The organism is Teretinema zuelzerae, from assembly GCF_021021555.1.
GTDB lineage: Bacteria > Spirochaetota > Spirochaetia > Treponematales > Treponemataceae > Teretinema > Teretinema zuelzerae.
In genome coordinates this window covers 809,677-824,321 of sequence record NZ_JAINWA010000003.1, presented here as the reverse complement: position 1 = coordinate 824,321, position 14,645 = coordinate 809,677, and the positions used below count along the sequence as shown (strand labels likewise).

The 14,645-nt window shown below is 56.3% G+C and carries 16 protein-coding genes and 1 tRNA gene; 16 read left to right on the top strand and 1 reads right to left on the bottom strand.

Annotated features, from left to right (window positions below; all coding sequences use genetic code 11):
* The first annotated feature begins 83 nt into the window (after positions 1–83).
* The 8 genes from rplU (at position 84) to rsfS (ending at position 5,005) form a co-directional block, all read left to right on the top strand.
* Positions 84–398 (top strand): 50S ribosomal protein L21, encoded by a 315-nt coding sequence (rplU, locus tag K7J14_RS10965; RefSeq protein ID WP_230756112.1) that lies wholly within the window; start codon positions 84–86, stop codon positions 396–398.
* 12 nt (positions 399–410) lie between these two features.
* On the top strand, positions 411–743 hold the full coding sequence (locus tag K7J14_RS10960; protein ID WP_230758878.1) for a ribosomal-processing cysteine protease Prp: 333 nt from the start codon (positions 411–413) through the stop codon (positions 741–743).
* 21 nt (positions 744–764) lie between these two features.
* Positions 765–1,022 (top strand): 50S ribosomal protein L27, encoded by a 258-nt coding sequence (rpmA, locus tag K7J14_RS10955; RefSeq protein ID WP_230756109.1) that lies wholly within the window; start codon positions 765–767, stop codon positions 1,020–1,022.
* Between the two features lie 95 nt (positions 1,023–1,117).
* Positions 1,118–2,290 (top strand): GTPase ObgE, encoded by a 1,173-nt coding sequence (gene obgE / locus K7J14_RS10950; protein WP_230756108.1) that lies wholly within the window; start codon positions 1,118–1,120, stop codon positions 2,288–2,290.
* Positions 2,287–2,871 (top strand): nicotinate (nicotinamide) nucleotide adenylyltransferase, encoded by a 585-nt coding sequence (gene nadD / locus K7J14_RS10945; RefSeq protein ID WP_230756106.1) that lies wholly within the window; start codon positions 2,287–2,289, stop codon positions 2,869–2,871. The genes obgE and nadD overlap by 4 nt, the downstream gene beginning before the upstream one ends.
* Entirely contained in the window at positions 2,849–3,445 is a 597-nt protein-coding gene (gene yqeK / locus K7J14_RS10940; protein WP_230756104.1) for a bis(5'-nucleosyl)-tetraphosphatase (symmetrical) YqeK, read from the top strand. The genes nadD and yqeK overlap by 23 nt, the downstream gene beginning before the upstream one ends.
* Positions 3,445–4,638 carry an LCP family protein gene (locus K7J14_RS10935; RefSeq protein ID WP_230756103.1) on the top strand — a complete coding sequence of 398 codons (1,194 nt, stop codon included), beginning with the start codon at positions 3,445–3,447 and terminating at the stop codon, positions 4,636–4,638. The genes yqeK and K7J14_RS10935 overlap by 1 nt, the downstream gene beginning before the upstream one ends.
* A gap of 7 nt (positions 4,639–4,645) precedes the next feature.
* Positions 4,646–5,005 carry a ribosome silencing factor gene (gene rsfS / locus K7J14_RS10930; RefSeq protein ID WP_230756102.1) on the top strand — a complete coding sequence of 120 codons (360 nt, stop codon included), beginning with the start codon at positions 4,646–4,648 and terminating at the stop codon, positions 5,003–5,005.
* A 106-nt stretch (positions 5,006–5,111) separates the two neighbouring features.
* Here the strand turns inward: rsfS and K7J14_RS10925 are convergent, their stop codons facing one another.
* Positions 5,112–5,375 carry a hypothetical protein gene (locus K7J14_RS10925; protein WP_230756100.1) on the bottom strand — a complete coding sequence of 88 codons (264 nt, stop codon included), beginning with the start codon at positions 5,373–5,375 and terminating at the stop codon, positions 5,112–5,114.
* A 184-nt stretch (positions 5,376–5,559) separates the two neighbouring features.
* On the opposite strand from K7J14_RS10925, the gene ispE reads away from it, so the two are divergent.
* The 8 genes from ispE (at position 5,560) to K7J14_RS10885 (ending at position 14,639) form a co-directional block, all read left to right on the top strand.
* Positions 5,560–6,444: a 4-(cytidine 5'-diphospho)-2-C-methyl-D-erythritol kinase gene (gene ispE / locus K7J14_RS10920; protein ID WP_230756098.1), complete on the top strand. Its 885-nt coding sequence runs from the start codon at positions 5,560–5,562 to the stop codon at positions 6,442–6,444.
* A gap of 60 nt (positions 6,445–6,504) precedes the next feature.
* Positions 6,505–6,795: a septation regulator SpoVG gene (gene spoVG / locus K7J14_RS10915; RefSeq protein WP_230756096.1), complete on the top strand. Its 291-nt coding sequence runs from the start codon at positions 6,505–6,507 to the stop codon at positions 6,793–6,795.
* Positions 6,796–6,874: 79 nt separating this feature from the next.
* Positions 6,875–6,947: transfer RNA gene (locus K7J14_RS10910), tRNA-Gln, on the top strand.
* 102 nt (positions 6,948–7,049) lie between these two features.
* Entirely contained in the window at positions 7,050–7,604 is a 555-nt protein-coding gene (locus K7J14_RS10905; protein ID WP_230756094.1) for a 50S ribosomal protein L25, read from the top strand.
* An 86-nt stretch (positions 7,605–7,690) separates the two neighbouring features.
* Positions 7,691–9,040 (top strand): tRNA lysidine(34) synthetase TilS, encoded by a 1,350-nt coding sequence (gene tilS / locus K7J14_RS10900; protein ID WP_230756093.1) that lies wholly within the window; start codon positions 7,691–7,693, stop codon positions 9,038–9,040.
* Between the two features lie 7 nt (positions 9,041–9,047).
* On the top strand, positions 9,048–10,913 hold the full coding sequence (ftsH, locus tag K7J14_RS10895) for an ATP-dependent zinc metalloprotease FtsH (protein ID WP_230756091.1): 1,866 nt from the start codon (positions 9,048–9,050) through the stop codon (positions 10,911–10,913).
* On the top strand, positions 10,910–12,943 hold the full coding sequence (locus K7J14_RS10890) for a tetratricopeptide repeat protein (protein ID WP_230756090.1): 2,034 nt from the start codon (positions 10,910–10,912) through the stop codon (positions 12,941–12,943). The genes ftsH and K7J14_RS10890 overlap by 4 nt, the downstream gene beginning before the upstream one ends.
* Positions 12,936–14,639, top strand: a complete 1,704-nt coding sequence (locus K7J14_RS10885; RefSeq protein ID WP_230756089.1) for a S1C family serine protease — start codon at positions 12,936–12,938, stop codon at positions 14,637–14,639. The genes K7J14_RS10890 and K7J14_RS10885 overlap by 8 nt, the downstream gene beginning before the upstream one ends.
* Positions 14,640–14,645 lie beyond the last annotated feature (6 nt).

Sequence of the window (14,645 nt, the reverse complement as noted above, 5' to 3'; positions counted from 1 at the left end):
TGCGGATACGTGTTGTAAAGTGCCTTCGGTGTACACCCGTTAATACGCCGGAGAAACGAATATTTTTTGTATAGAGGTTCAAGATGTACGCACTTGTCGAGTATAAGGGTAAACAGTACAAAGCCGAGAAAGGCGCCCAGATCCAGGTTGACCTGATCGACGCCGAAAAAGGCGCCAAGATCGATATTGACACTGTCCTGATGGTTTCCGCCGACGGTAAGACGACGGTCGGCGCTCCCTACGTATCCGGAGCTAAGGTTCAGGTAGTAGTCGGAGACAGCTTCAAGGATAAAAAGGTTATCGTGTACAAGTATAAGTCGAAGAAAGACTATCACCGGACGATCGGACATCGCCAGCGGTACACCATGATAACCGTAGAGAATATTATCGGGGCGTAAGCCTTGATAGCCGTGGGTGTGGTCCTTGGAGCGTCGGGAAATCTGGTTTCCGCCTCCGCCCGGGGACACGCAGGTCAGGGAGCGAAAGGCGCGGACATTGTGTGCGCCTCGGTCACTGTTCTGCTGAGAACCACCCTGGCAATGCTCGCTTCCCGATCCGGTTTGGAGACGGAAGCGGAAACGGCTGGACGCGGGTCGCTCGCATTCCGCGTAACAGCCTGGAGGGAAGAGGATCTTCCTTTTCTGCAATATGCGGCCGCTTTTTTACGCGAAGGGATTTCTTCTATCGAGAAAGAATACCCGAAGGCGGTCGTAATGCGGGTGGAAACCGGATCGGACTATTGAAAGACTTGTTGGAGGGTTGATATGGGACGCAAAAAAGGTGGTAGCGGTGCCAAAAACGGCCGCGATTCGAATCCGAAATATCTCGGAGTAAAAGTGTTCGGCGGTCAGATCGTTACTTCCGGCTCAATCTTGGTTCGTCAGAGAGGAACTAAAATCCATCCTGGCAACAATGTTGGCTGCGGAAGAGACGATACCCTGTTCGCAACCGTTGACGGTGTGGTAAAATACCATTCCCGCAAGGGAAGAAACCTTGCTTCTGTCGAGCCGGTTCAGGCTTGATCGGAACGAAGTGAAAGCCGGCGGTCGACGCCGGCTTTTTTTTTCGGCTTTTCAGGCTATGAATCAGCTTCGAACCGCCGAAGGAGTGTACGCATATGGTGAAATTTGCTGATGAAGCGCTTATCGAAGTGTCTTCCGGAAAGGGCGGAAACGGCTGCATAGCCTTCCGCCGCGAGAAATATATTCCTCATGGAGGACCTTCCGGCGGAGACGGCGGCAGGGGCGGAGATTTGATCTTCGAAGTCCGCCGAAACCTGAGAACTCTGGTTCATCTGCGCCACAGACAGAAATTCAAGGGAAAGACCGGCGGCGACGGCCAGGGAAAGAAGTGCCACGGCAAAGACGGCGAAGACTGCGTCATCTTCCTGCCTCCCGGAACTCTCATACGCGACGCTGAAACAGGCGAGCTAATCCACGACTTCGGTCTCGAAGATTCCGGCCGCTTCGTCTTCCTGAAAGGCGGAAACGGCGGCTGGGGCAACGTCCATTTCAAGGGCTCCACGAATCAGGCTCCCCGAACGGCTCTCCCCGGACAGCCCGGCGAATCGCGTCTTGTGAAGGTCGAGCTGAACATCATCGCCGATATCGGTTTCGTCGGATTCCCGAACGCGGGAAAATCGTCTCTTCTCGACTTTTTTACAAACGCGCGGCCCAAGATAGCTCCTTATCCGTTCACGACCAAGATTCCGAATCTCGGCGTCCTCAGGGTCGACGAAGAACAGGACATCATACTTGCCGATATTCCCGGAATCATTGAAGGAGCTTCCGACGGTCTCGGTCTCGGTTTCCGCTTTCTCAAGCATATTTCGCGCTCGGCGGGCCTCGCCTTCCTTATCGATCTTGATTCCGAGGACTATCTCGATTCGTACGAAAAACTCACCGCGGAACTTGAAAACTTTTCGGAAGAACTTGTTTCCAAGGATCGGGTCATCATTGCCAACAAGCTCGACGTACCGGAAGGCAGGGAGCGTTTCGCGGCTTTGGTAGAACGGTATCCCGATTTCAAGATATTCGGCATATCGGTGCATAACCGGTGGGGTTTGGACGAGGTTAGGGAAGAGTTCATCCGCATGGTGAACGGAAAGGCCGAAGAACTCGCGGCTGAGGCCGAAAAAGCAGCCATGGAATATGCGGGAATTCCCCATTTTATGACTGTCGAACCGGACGAACCCGAGAATCCGACGGAATCGCCGACAGAATCCGAAGACTCTGATAGTTTCGGCGCTACCGTCAGCTTGAATAGAAAACGGAGAGGAAAGCGCAAGTGACCCTTGCTGTCCTCGGCGGTTCTTTCAATCCTGTCCATAACGGCCATCTCTCGCTGGCGCGAACGGTACACTCGCTGTTAGGCTACGAGCGGGTGTTCCTGATACCAGCCGCTTCGCCTCCGCACAAGGCTCTGTCTTCAGGCGCTACCCCGGAACAGCGCCTTGAGATGCTGCGACTTGCCGTCGCCGGCGAAGCCTGGCTCGAGGTCGACGATTGCGAAATTCAAAGGGGCGGAACCTCCTGGACGATCGAAACCTTGCGCGAGCTGACCCTCAGGTATTCGTCTTCATTGGAAGGGAAAATCGGTTTAGTCATCGGCCGGGATCTCGCCTCCGGTTTTTCGCAGTGGCGCGAGGCCGATCTCATTCCCCATTTTGCGGACATCATACTCGCGGGCCGTCCCGGCGGAGATCAGAATTCCGCTCCGGAGTTTCCGCATCGCTTGCTCGCCAACGATCTGGTAGACGCGTCCTCTTCGGACATCCGCTCCCGGATTCGTGAAAAGGCTTCCTGGGAATCTCTTGTCCCGGAAGCGGTATACCGGTATATTTTAGACAATGCTCTCTATCAAAACAGCTGACCCTTCAACCTTGATTTCCCGCATCGATTCGTATGCTTCCTCGGTTCTCGCGCCGTTGCGCTACGAACATTCCCTGAGGGTTGCGGAAATGTCCCGGGATTTATGCCTGAGGTTCGGTCTTCCTCCCGAGTCGGGTTTTCTCGCCGGATTGGCGCACGACATGTGCAAGTCCGGCAAGGAGCAGTGGCTGTTGGAAATTGCTTCCTCGGACAACTTGCCGCTGTCGGCCATCGAAGCAGACAAGCCCTCGCTTCTGCACGGTCGGGCCGCCGCCGTATTGCTTGAAAGGGATTTCGGAGTCGCGGACCGGTCGATATTGGAAGCGGTGAGGCATCATACCTTCGGCCATCCTGAGCTGGACGCGCTGGGCATGATCGTCTTCGTCGCGGATAAAATCGAACCCGGCAGGAGCGGCGTGTCTCCCGACTTTCGGGACATCATACTCCGTTCGGATTTATTAGGCATGGTCCGGCTGGTTCTTGAAGACAATATCCGCTATCTTACCCTGAGGGGAAAGAACGTTTCCCCGACCACGCTCGCAATGTTCGCGAATCTGCAGGGGAGGGCTTCCTAATGAAAGGTTTTCGGGTGGACAGGAGCATCGTGTTTCTGTTGGCGATTTTGACGATCCTCATCGGCGCAGTGGCGATACTCGTTTTTTCCATGAAGGTTGATCCGCTAAAGGATTCCCTGGCCAACGACAAGCTCCTGAAAGTGCTCATCGTGCTCGAGGACGGGGGAATTCCCGTTTCATCGAACATAGTGGCGTACTATCCCGGAAGCAAGCGGGCAGCCATGTTCGACATACCCGGCGAAACCGGCTTGATCATCCGCAGCCTCGGCAGGGTCGACCGGATCGATTCTCTGTACGCAGAACGAGGAATCGAGGATTTCCGCCGGGAGATCGAAACTTTGACCGGCATATCCGTTCCGTTCCGCATTTCGATGACTGTGGACGGCTTCTCCCGGATGACGGATCTGTTGGGCGGTCTGGAGGTCTTCATACCGACTCCTGTGGATCTGACGGAGGGCGACGCGCGCGTCCTGCTCCCTTCCGGCGGCGTCACCCTGGACGGTGATAAGCTGCGCACCTATATAAGCTACAGCGATCCACTCGATCAGGAGGGAGAGCGGGCCGCGAGAAAGCAGCGCGCGATTCTCGCTTTTTTCAGAGCCCTGTCAGATCAATCTTCGCTTGTGTTCTCAAAGTCGGTGTTTCCCGTCGTAAGATCCTGCGTGGACGCGAACGTGCCCGATTCGTCTTTATCCCTTCTGCTGAAAGAGCTATCGCAGATAGACGCGGAACGTCTGGTTCCCCAGCGAGTTACCGGATCGCTGCGAAACGTCGACGGAAAAGACATGCTCTTTCCGTTCTACGACGGGCAATTGCTCAAGGATATCGTCAAGCAGACCCTCGGCGGCCTTGCATCCGACGGAAGCGCGGCGCAGGAGCGGGTGTATTCTCTTGAAATCCTCAACGGTACGCGCAGCCAGGGATTGGCTAAAAACACCTCGGAGTTGTATCAGAGCTTCGGCTACGACGTAATACGAGTCGGCAACGCCGAAGAGTCCGAGTTGGATAAAACAGTAATTATTGATAGAATAGGTAACGCGACGGTGGCTTCTTCGATAGCTCAAGTCATTCAATGCGATAATATGCAAACCGCGAGCGTGGATGCTTCGAATCCTGAGGATTACGGAACTGAAGCGATTGTAGATTTTACCATCATCCTGGGCCGGGATTTCAATGGCCGTTACGTACGATAGGAGTAATATGGAAAAGACAGTGTCCCTGCGCGATGCAGCCGTACAGCTGGGTAAGCTGGTACAGGATCACAAGGGCGTAGATGTCGTCGTTCTCGACGTTACCGGCCGCAATTCATGGGCTGATTATTTCGTGATCGCTACCGTCACCAGCGGCGCCCATTCCCGGGGCTTGCAAAAGAACATTTACGAGCAGCTTAAGGCTCTCGATCTGGAAATTCATCCGGCGCGCCGCAAGCTTCCCGACGGCGACGAGTGGACTTTGATTGATCTCGGTCCGGTCATTGTTCATCTGATGACGCCTATGGCGCGCGGCTTTTACGATCTGGAAAAGCTGTGGTTCGGCGCGCCGAATCTGCTTGCCGAATAAGACCTCTCTGATGCGCGCCGGTTCGGTCCGCATCAAGCTGCGCTCATAAAGAAAAAAGCCTGTCCCGCATCGGCGGACAGGCCTTTTTTTTGCAGATAGAACGGCTTTACTCGTCGAAATCGTCGTACTCGAGGTCGTCGTCCTCGTAGTCGAAATCGTCGTCCTCGTCCCCGAAGTCATCGTCTTCGCCGAAGTCGTCGAAATCGCTGTCGTCGTCGCTTTCATCGTCAAACGATTCCTCGTCGCCGAAGTCGTCGAAGTCGTCTTGAGCGTCGTCTTCGAAGTCGTCGTCTTCGTAGTCGTCGTACGCATCTTCGAAAACGTACGTTTTTCTTGTGGAATCCCGTTCTAGATCAATGTTGGTAAGCATTCGTTTTCTTCCCGTCCGTTTACAGTGATTATGCCGGGAGGGCATTTATGCGGTTCCCTTGAAACATAATTGAGACCATTCATGTATGTCAACTATGCAAACGTTTTTTTTCCATTTCTCGCAATTTCTTTCAAAAAAAAGTTGAAATTTGACAAAGTCCGGGGGTGTTGTATAATCGCGGACTGTGAGTATACAGCAAATCGACATATTCGCTCCGGCGAAACTGAATCTTCATCTGCGGGTTCTTGCCCCGAGGGCCGACGGTTTTCATGGAATTGAAAGCATCTTTCAATCAATTTCGCTTTCAGACAAGCTTCGCGTCTCTCTGACGGACGTACAGGGTTCCTGCGATTTTGCTTGCCGGGGAATGGAACTGCCTCCCGACAACACCGTAACCCGGGCAGTCCGTTATTTCCGGGAGGCGACCGGTTTCACCGCCGGAGTCCGGGTTGATCTGGAAAAACGAATTCCTTCGGGAGCCGGCCTCGGCGGCGGTTCCTCCGACGCCGCTTCGGTATTGATCGCCCTCGACTCGCTTGCCGGAACCGGTTTGAGTCAGGCCTCTCTCGCGGAAATCGGTTCCCGGGTAGGAAGCGACGTTCCCTTCTTCATCTACGGAGGCGCGGCAGTGGTTACCGGACGCGGCGAGCTGATCAGCCCTATCAGATCCAGAACCGATTTGTTCGGCGTGTTGATCTGGCCGGGAGTTCACAGCTCTACTCCGGAGGGCTATCGTCTGGTGGACGAGTGGAGTTCTGCCGGCAGGGCAGAACTGTCTTCGGTTCCTCCTCTCTCCGAGCTTCCCTCCCGCTACGCGGGGAGTCCTGCGTCATGGGGTTTTTTAAATAGTTTTACCGCGCCTCTGGAGGAACGCTACCCGGTCATTCGCGAAGCCCGGGAGCTTCTTCTTTCCGCCGGTGCTGCCGTTGCCGACATGAGCGGGTCGGGATCATCGGTGTACGGGCTTTTTAACGACGCCCGGGTGGCTCGCGATGCATGGACGACGGCCTCCTGCCGTTTCGAAAAAAGCTTTCAATTTCTTTTGCTTGCGTCCGGCCGAATGCAGTAGTACAATGGTAAACGGGTATTTTCCCGCGCCTGGTGCTTCTACTGCAAAGGAGTTAAAAGTATGGACATAACCGATATTCGTATCCGAAAGGTCGCAACGGAAGGCAAACTCAAAGCGTACGTTACCGTTACATTCGATAATTGCTTCGTGATTCACAACGTTAAAATCATCGAAGGGAAAACGGGGATGTTCATCGCCATGCCCAGCCGCAAGATCCGGACCGGAGAATATAAGGATGTCGCGCATCCCATTTGCCCCGATTTCAGAACCCGGCTTCAGGATAAGGTGTTAGCGGAATTCGAAGCAGGGAATATCGAGGAAACCGTAGCCGCCGACCCGGCCGACTTGTAATAATTATGCTTTCCTGATATATTTGCCGCTGTTGAGTGTGTTAGTCTGGCCGTCGGGATTCCGCCGTGTTCGACTGCAGTGGGACGTCGGCAAGTGGTAAGCCAACGGTTTTTGGTACCGTCATTCCGAAGGTTCGAATCCTTCCGTCCCAGTAAGACCGCCCGTTTTTTGAGGCGGTCTTTCTATTTATCATGCGAGGCTCAGATCCTGATGCGCTGCATCGGGGAAGGGGCACGCAATGAAAGGAGTTCATCATGAACGAAAAGAAATTGTCCGCGCGAACCCGCACCAAAATGGGAAAGGGACCCGCCAAGGCTCTGAGGCAGGAAGGAAGGCTTCCCGCCGTCATGTATAACGGCGAAGGCAAGTCCACCATGGTGGATATCGATGCTTTGGAATTCTCCAAGCTTTTCGCCACCATTACCGAGAGTACCATCATCGATGTAAGCCTCGACGGCGCCAAGGATGTCCTGGCCTTCGTCAAGGATGTCCAGTACGATATCATCAAGGATCAGGTCAAGCACGTCGATCTCTACGTAGTCGAAGCCGGCAAGATTCTCCGCACCAAGATCCAGGTCAAGCTTTCCGGCGCTCCCGTCGGCGTCCGCCAGGGCGGCGTTCTCGAACACGGAACGAAGGAAATCGAAGTCGAATGTCTTCCGAGAAACCTTCCCGAGAAGGCTATCGTCGATGTTTCAAACCTCGAGCTGAATCATTCCCTCCATGTGAAGGACATTGTTCTTCCCGAAGGCGTGAAGATCCTTTCCGACAAGGAAAAAACCATCGCCACCATCCGCATGGCGAAGTAAGATCGCATGAGGGAAGCGCCCTAAAGCGCTTTCAATTGCAGGGAGTCCCCTTTCGGGGACTCTTTTTTTTTGCTATTCTGTAAAGAATGAGCAAGAGCGGGCATATGCAGGGCGTACAGGAAAAAGCAGTCGAGGAATCTCTATCGCGGTTTCTGCAATATACGGGTTTGCCGTCGTTAGCGGGCGTTCTCTTCATCGTGGCGATATCCGGCGGAGCCGATTCGGTTTTTTTGCTGATGATCCTCCATTCGTTGCGGAGCCGCTTCGGGTATCTTCTGGAAGCCGTCACCGTCGATCATCGGCTGCGTCCGGAAAGCGAAAGCGGCGGCGACCTCCGCTTTGTCGTGGAGCTTTGCGCGTCCCTCAGTCCCCCCGTTCCCTGTCGAACTGAAATTCTCGCTGAGGGAGCGGTTTTCTCCTGCGCTGCCTTGCGCGGCAAGGGCATCGAGGACGCCGCCCGGCATCTGCGGTACGAGGCTTTCCAGCGGTGCCTGGAATCCCGCCCGCAATCATGGGTTCTCACCGCCCATACAGCCTCGGACCAGCTGGAAACGGTCCTCATGAGATTTCTGCAGGGCGGCTCGCGCGCCGGCATACAGACCATCCGCGGCCGCTTTTTTCGTCCCCTGCTGCATCTAGAGCGTTCCGACATCGAGTCCTGGCTGAGGCGCGAAAACATCCGGTGGCGGGAAGACTCCACGAACGCGGACATTTCCTACAGGCGGAATCACATACGTTCTCGGCTGATGCCCTTTCTCGACTCCGAGTTTCCCGGATGGCGCACCGGCGTGCAAACGGGCCTCCTTCATGCCGAGCTGGACGAATCCTTTTTTTCCGCGACAGAATATCCTGAGTGGAAAATTGAAGTATCAGGACTTACGTGTTCCCCCGATCGTTTTTATGCCCTTCATCCGGCCCGGCGTCTGCGTTTCCTGAAAGCGGGCCTCGCTTTGCTGCAAACCTCTCACCGGGTTCCTGCGAAACTCTTGATGTCCATCGCCGCTTCTCCCCGCCCCGAAGCGCATTCTTCAGTACGGATTTCAGGATCCAGCCTGCGTTTCATATCCGATCGGAGCGGGGTTTTCTTCGGTTCCGATATTGTACACAATACCAAAAGAGGCTATCCTGTGCTGGTATCCGGTCCGTGCGAATGCGAGCTGCCGCACGGCCTAGTCGCGATCGTTCCTGAAGGATCGGGTGCGAGAATCGGCTCTCTCGACTGTGTTTTCCCCCTTCCGCTGACCATCCGTTCCCGCAAGCCGGGAGATGTCGTCGTAAGGGCCGACGGAAAGCGGAAAGTTTTGAAAAAGATATATACTGACTGGGCCGTCCCGATGCACTTGCGGGATTCGATTCCGGTCATCGAAGCGGGCGGCGCCGTCCGCGCTGTCTGGGGATCTCCGTACGGCTTCCCCGACTTGATAACAACTCACTGAGGAAATCATGGCACTAAAAGATTCTGATAATCGCGGCGGCGGAAGCGAATCCCCCGCCGGCGGACGCTTCGCTCTGATTATTTTCATCGTCGCCGTCGCCTCCTTTCTTCTGTTCCTCTTTACCGGCATCGGCCGCGAGACCGGCCGCGAAATATCGTACTCCGAGTTTATTTCCCGCGTGCAGAAGGATCAGGTCGAATCCGTCAAAATAGTCGACGGGTCGCGGATACAGGGAGTGCTGCGCGAAGTCCGCAACAGCGAAGGACTCTTCGTCACCTCTATTCCCTACGACGATCCGGCTCTCCTCAGCTTGCTCGAAGAGCACAAGGTACGCGTTGCCGGCGGAAAAACGCCGGTATCGCTCTGGTTCTACGCGCTCCAGCTCGGACCGTCGATTCTCCTCATCGTATTTCTCGTCATGATGATGCGCCAGAATCAGGGTCAGGGAAACAAGGCCTTTCAATTCGGAAAAAGCCGGGCTCATCGGTACGAGGGTTCCAAGAAGATCGCCTTCGCCGACGTTGCCGGCCAGGAAGAAGCGAAGCATGAACTGCAGGAAGTGGTGCAGTTTCTCCGCGATCCCCAGAAATTCGTGAAGATGGGCGCCCGCATACCCAAGGGCGTTCTTCTGGTCGGCATGCCGGGAACCGGAAAAACCATGCTTGCGCGCGCAGTCGCCGGCGAGGCGGGCGTCGCGTATTTCAATATTTCCGGAAGCGATTTCGTCGAAATGTTCGTCGGAGTCGGCGCGAGCCGCGTGCGCGATCTGTTCGAACAGGGACGCAAGAACGCGCCCTGCATCATTTTCATCGACGAGCTCGACGCCGTAGGCCGCACGCGTGGGGCCGGATACGGCGGCGGCCACGACGAGCGCGAACAAACCCTTAATCAAATGCTGGTCGAGATGGACGGCTTCGAAACCAAGGACGGCGTCATTATTCTCGCGGCGACGAACCGCCCCGACGTGCTTGATCCGGCTCTTTTGCGTCCCGGCCGCTTCGACCGCCAGGTCGTGGTCGCGATGCCCGACATCCGCGAACGCGAGGCGATCCTGCGCATACACGCTTCGAAAATACCGCTGTCCCCCGAAGTCGACCTTCAACGCTTCGCGCGGGCGACACCCGGAATGAGCGGAGCCGATCTTGCGAACCTGGTGAACGAAGCCGCTTTGTTCGCCGCCCGCAAGGATAAGGAAACAGTCGATTCAGCGGATTTCGAGGAAGCTCGCGACAAGCTTCTGATGGGCGTGGCGCGCCGCTCGATGGTGATGCCCGAGCGCGACCGGCGCATGACCGCTGTCCATGAATCCGGACACGCCCTGCTGCATTATCACCTCGAATTCGCCGATCCCCTGCATAAGGTTACGATTATTCCCCGAGGCCAGGCCCTCGGCGTCGCCATCTCCCTTCCGGAAAACGATTCCTATTCGCGCGCGAAGGGATGGATTCTCGACCGCATCGCGATCTGCTACGGCGGCTACGTCGCCGAAACCCTCGTGTACGGGGAAACTACGACCGGAACCCGCTCAGATCTTCAGCAGGCGACCGAGCTTGCCCGCCGCATGGTGTGCGAATACGGCATGTCTTCCGCCCTCGGAGCCGTCGCCTGGGGCCAGGAGGAGGAACCGATTTTCATCGGAAAGGAAATAGCCCGGCATCGGGAATTTTCCGAGGACACCGCCAAGCAGATCGACTCGGAAGTGAGAAAAATACTGGATGAAACCCGGAAACGGGCCGAAGATATATTATCCGGTCATCGGGACCAGCTAGACGCGCTTTCCGAGGAGCTCCTTCGGAAAGAAACTCTCGACGACGCGGAAATTCGCGCGATGCTCGGCTTCGGTCCTGCATCCGGAGGGGTTGCCGGCAAGTGACGACAAAAGGCGCAGCTGAATGCTTCTGCAATAGAGGGCGTTTTTTTTCCGCCGCCGTTTTCCTCGCAGCCTGTGTTGCGGGGTTGCACTCTCAGTCTCCTGCCGAACCGTCCGCTCAGCCGGTTATCGCCGCGGTTCGTACGGATTTTCCCTCGCGCCCGTTGTCTCCGACCGCGGTCAACTTTCTTGAAAAAGCCGTCGAGGCCCTATCCCGTTCCGATTACGCTTCCGCTTCTCTTCACGCGGCGATGGGCTCGTCGTACGAGCGCGCGCTCGCCGATTTTCCCTACATAGAAGCGCTTTCCCTCATCGCCATGGATTCTCCCCGCGCCGATGTCATCGCGCGTCTGGAAGCCGCTCTCTCCGAGGGCATGGTCTGGCGAGCCTACGATCCGGTTGAAGCCCGAACGCTTTGCGCCCGGTTCTACGCGGAAACCCTCCGCTACTCCGACGCCTTTTCGCTCTTGTCTCTCGTCTCCGATCGGTCATCCGCGGACGCCGATTACGTGAAAGCCTTCGCCCTCTACGGCTCGGGGAGAATCCCGGAAGCCCGCGAGTCTGTATCCGCCGCCCTGGAGCGCTGGCCCTTCGACTCGCGCTTTCCCGCTCTTTTTATGACGCGGGAACGCGTTCTTTCGCCGACTCCCGATGCGGCTGCCCTGGCCTCGAAAATCGTGGACCGCCTCTATCTTTGGGAAAATCAGAATCGCGAGCTGTATCTGCTTGCGGTTCCATTTCTGCATGATCCGGAGGCGCGCGAGCGGTACATCAGAATCTATCGGGGAATGGGAAGGACCGACCGCCTCGAACATGATCCGAATCCCCTCTCCGCGGTCGACGCGCTTGAATACGGACTCATTTCCTCCGAGGAGGCTCTCGACGAATTGTCGTCCTTGAGCTCTTCCGGAATTCCCCTTGATTTGCTCGAGCGGTATGCGCGCCTGCAGGGATCTCCCTCCGCCGTCGCCCGCTTCAAGACGATGATGAAGGGTTATGATGGAACGATTCTTCAGGACGTCAACGGAGACGGCATAATCGATGCGCGGATCTCCTACCGTCTGGGTCTTCCCCAAACGATCAGCGTCGATCAAAACCAGGACGGCGCGGCAGATTACGAGCTTGAGTGCGACGGAGGTTTGCCAGTTCGCGCCTCGTTCGCGGGAGGAAGGGGAGATGCTGTCTGGGATAGATATCCCCGCCTACGTTCGGTAGCCGTTTCCGGCAGGGAATATATGCTCAAGCCTCTTTCCCTTTCCTGGGCGCCCGTCCGTTCGTACTCGCCGTCCTTCGTCGATTCGCTCTTTCCGTTCGTCATCTACCGTCCGGAATCCTCGTCGTCAGTGCCGACTGAAACAGCCCTTGTCGCGCATTCAGCCTTTTTTACGCAAACCGATCCGTCCCGTCCCGGCGGTATAACCCGCGTTTCGCTGCAGAACGGCGTGCCCCTTACTTCGGAATCCCGCGAGGGAAGCCTCGTGTATTCATGGACCGCCTATGAAAAGGGCTATCCCGTCCGCACTATGACCGACCGCGACGGCGACGGCTATTTCGAGACTCATGCGTTCTCCGATCCCGCGACCGGAATATCGCGGATCGAGATCGATTCGAACGCGAACAGGGTGATGGAATATCGCGAGGAAGCCGATTCTGCGGGAAATACGTCGATATTCTGGGACTCGGACGAGGACGGATTATCGGAAATTTCCTGGAAGAAAAAAACAGACGGAAGCGAAACCCTTGCCTTCGTTCATCCTGAAAACGGCGATCCCGTCGTTGTCAGCCTCGCCGACGGAAAGCCCCGTTCTGTACGCAGGGGCGAAAGAATAGTTCCGGTGCTCCGCGATCCCGCCGCGGATCTGTGGTGGCTCGGTTCCATTCCTTCCGATGCGCGGAATCTTTCGGGCTCTATTATGAAATCCCTTAACCCTGCCGGCTCTTCAGTTGTTACTACGATTGTCCTGAAGGACGGCCGCGTATGCGTCGTGCTCCGTTCAGGCGGGAATACCTATGTGGAGATCTCCGATGAATAAGCATTTTCCGGCGCGGATGCGCTCCGGCGTATTGATAGCTGCCGTTTCCGTCCTTCTGCAATCATGCCTCTCGACGCCCGAAAAACCGTATTATGTAAGCTATGCCGACGACAGGGCGATTCAGTACGAGATCGAGAAGACGAGAAAGGTTCTCTCCGATCATCCGGTCGAGGCTCTCGCCCGCGCCCGCGCCCTTGTCGATAATTCCTCCGGCTATTCCGACGTCGAGTCGCTGTATTCCGAAGCATCTCGCAAGGTCCGCTCCGAACTCGATCTTGCTGTGGAGTCGGGCCGCTGGAGCGACGCAATCCGCTATTACCGCTCGCTTGCCGCTTTGGGAATGAAGAGCGACGCGTGGACCGAAAGCCAGCTTATTAATGGAAGAAACCAGTCCTGGAAAAACGAGGGAAACCGCACCTTGTCCGAGCTCGACGCTCCTCTTGCGTCTACTCCAGAGGACGACGCGCCTTCATCTGAAGTCGTGTCCCGCATGATCAAGGGCACCGTAACCGTATGGGTCGATCAGGGCTTGAAAATCGAGAGCGGGGTAGGGTACGCGAACCGCGTCATCGGATCGGCCTTCTATATCGATCAGCGGGGATATTTGATTACCAATTACCATGTAATTTCCAGCGAGGTCGATCCCTCCTATGAGGGATATTCCAGGCTGTACGTTAAAACCCCGCAGGATCCCGATCTTCGCATACCCGCTCGGGTAATCGGATGGGACCCGGTTCTCGACCTCGCATTGTTGAAGGTCGAGATCGAGCCTCCCGCCATATTCAGCCTCGGCTCGTCCGCGGGACTGAAGACGGGCCATCGCATATACGCAATCGGCTCGCCTGCCGGCCTCGAGCAGACGCTCACCTCCGGCATCGTTTCGGCCCTGAATCGCCGGCTCCTGTCTCTGGGAAGCGTGCTTCAGATAGACGCGCCGATAAATCAGGGCAATTCCGGAGGGCCCATCGTCGACGAAGCCGGCCTCGTGCAGGCAGTCGTATTCGCCGGAATAGAAACCTATGAAGGTCTTAATTTCGCCATTCCCGTCGAATACCTGCGGGTGATCCTCCCGGTTCTCTACGAGGGCGGCAAAGTCTCGCATTCATGGTTCGGAGTCTACGGAAAGAGCATCGCGCTTCCGGGGACATCCGCGCCCGGCGGGGTTAGCGTCGTGTATTCGGTTCCGGGTTCACCGGCGGAAATCGCCGGCATCCCGCAGGGAGCGGTCGTCACCGCCTTGAACGGACAACCGGTCAAAAACCTGGAGGAGCTCCAGTACGCGCTTATCCGCGAACGCCCGGGCACTATCGTTCGGGTTACCGGCATTCCGGCGCTCACCGGCGAACTTGAACAGGAATACCGCGATTGGTTCGTCATGGTGGATAAACGCCCCGAACGGCCGGGCTCGCTCATATTCGAGCGCGATATCGAAAACCGGGCTCTTCTGCCGATAATGGGGCTGGACCTTGAGCGCGTCGGAAACTCGAAAAAGTACATGGTTCGTTCCGTTGTGCGCGGAAGCGTCGCCGACGAATCGGGCTTTTCCGAGCAGGACGTCGTTGAAATTCGCAATCTGGACGTTCAGCATAAAGACGGATACGTCGCTCTCCAGCTGTACACCAAACGGCGGAAAAGCGGCTATCTGGACGCCTTCATCGGCCTTTCCGCGTCTCTGGACAGTCCATCTTATTTCTAATATCAT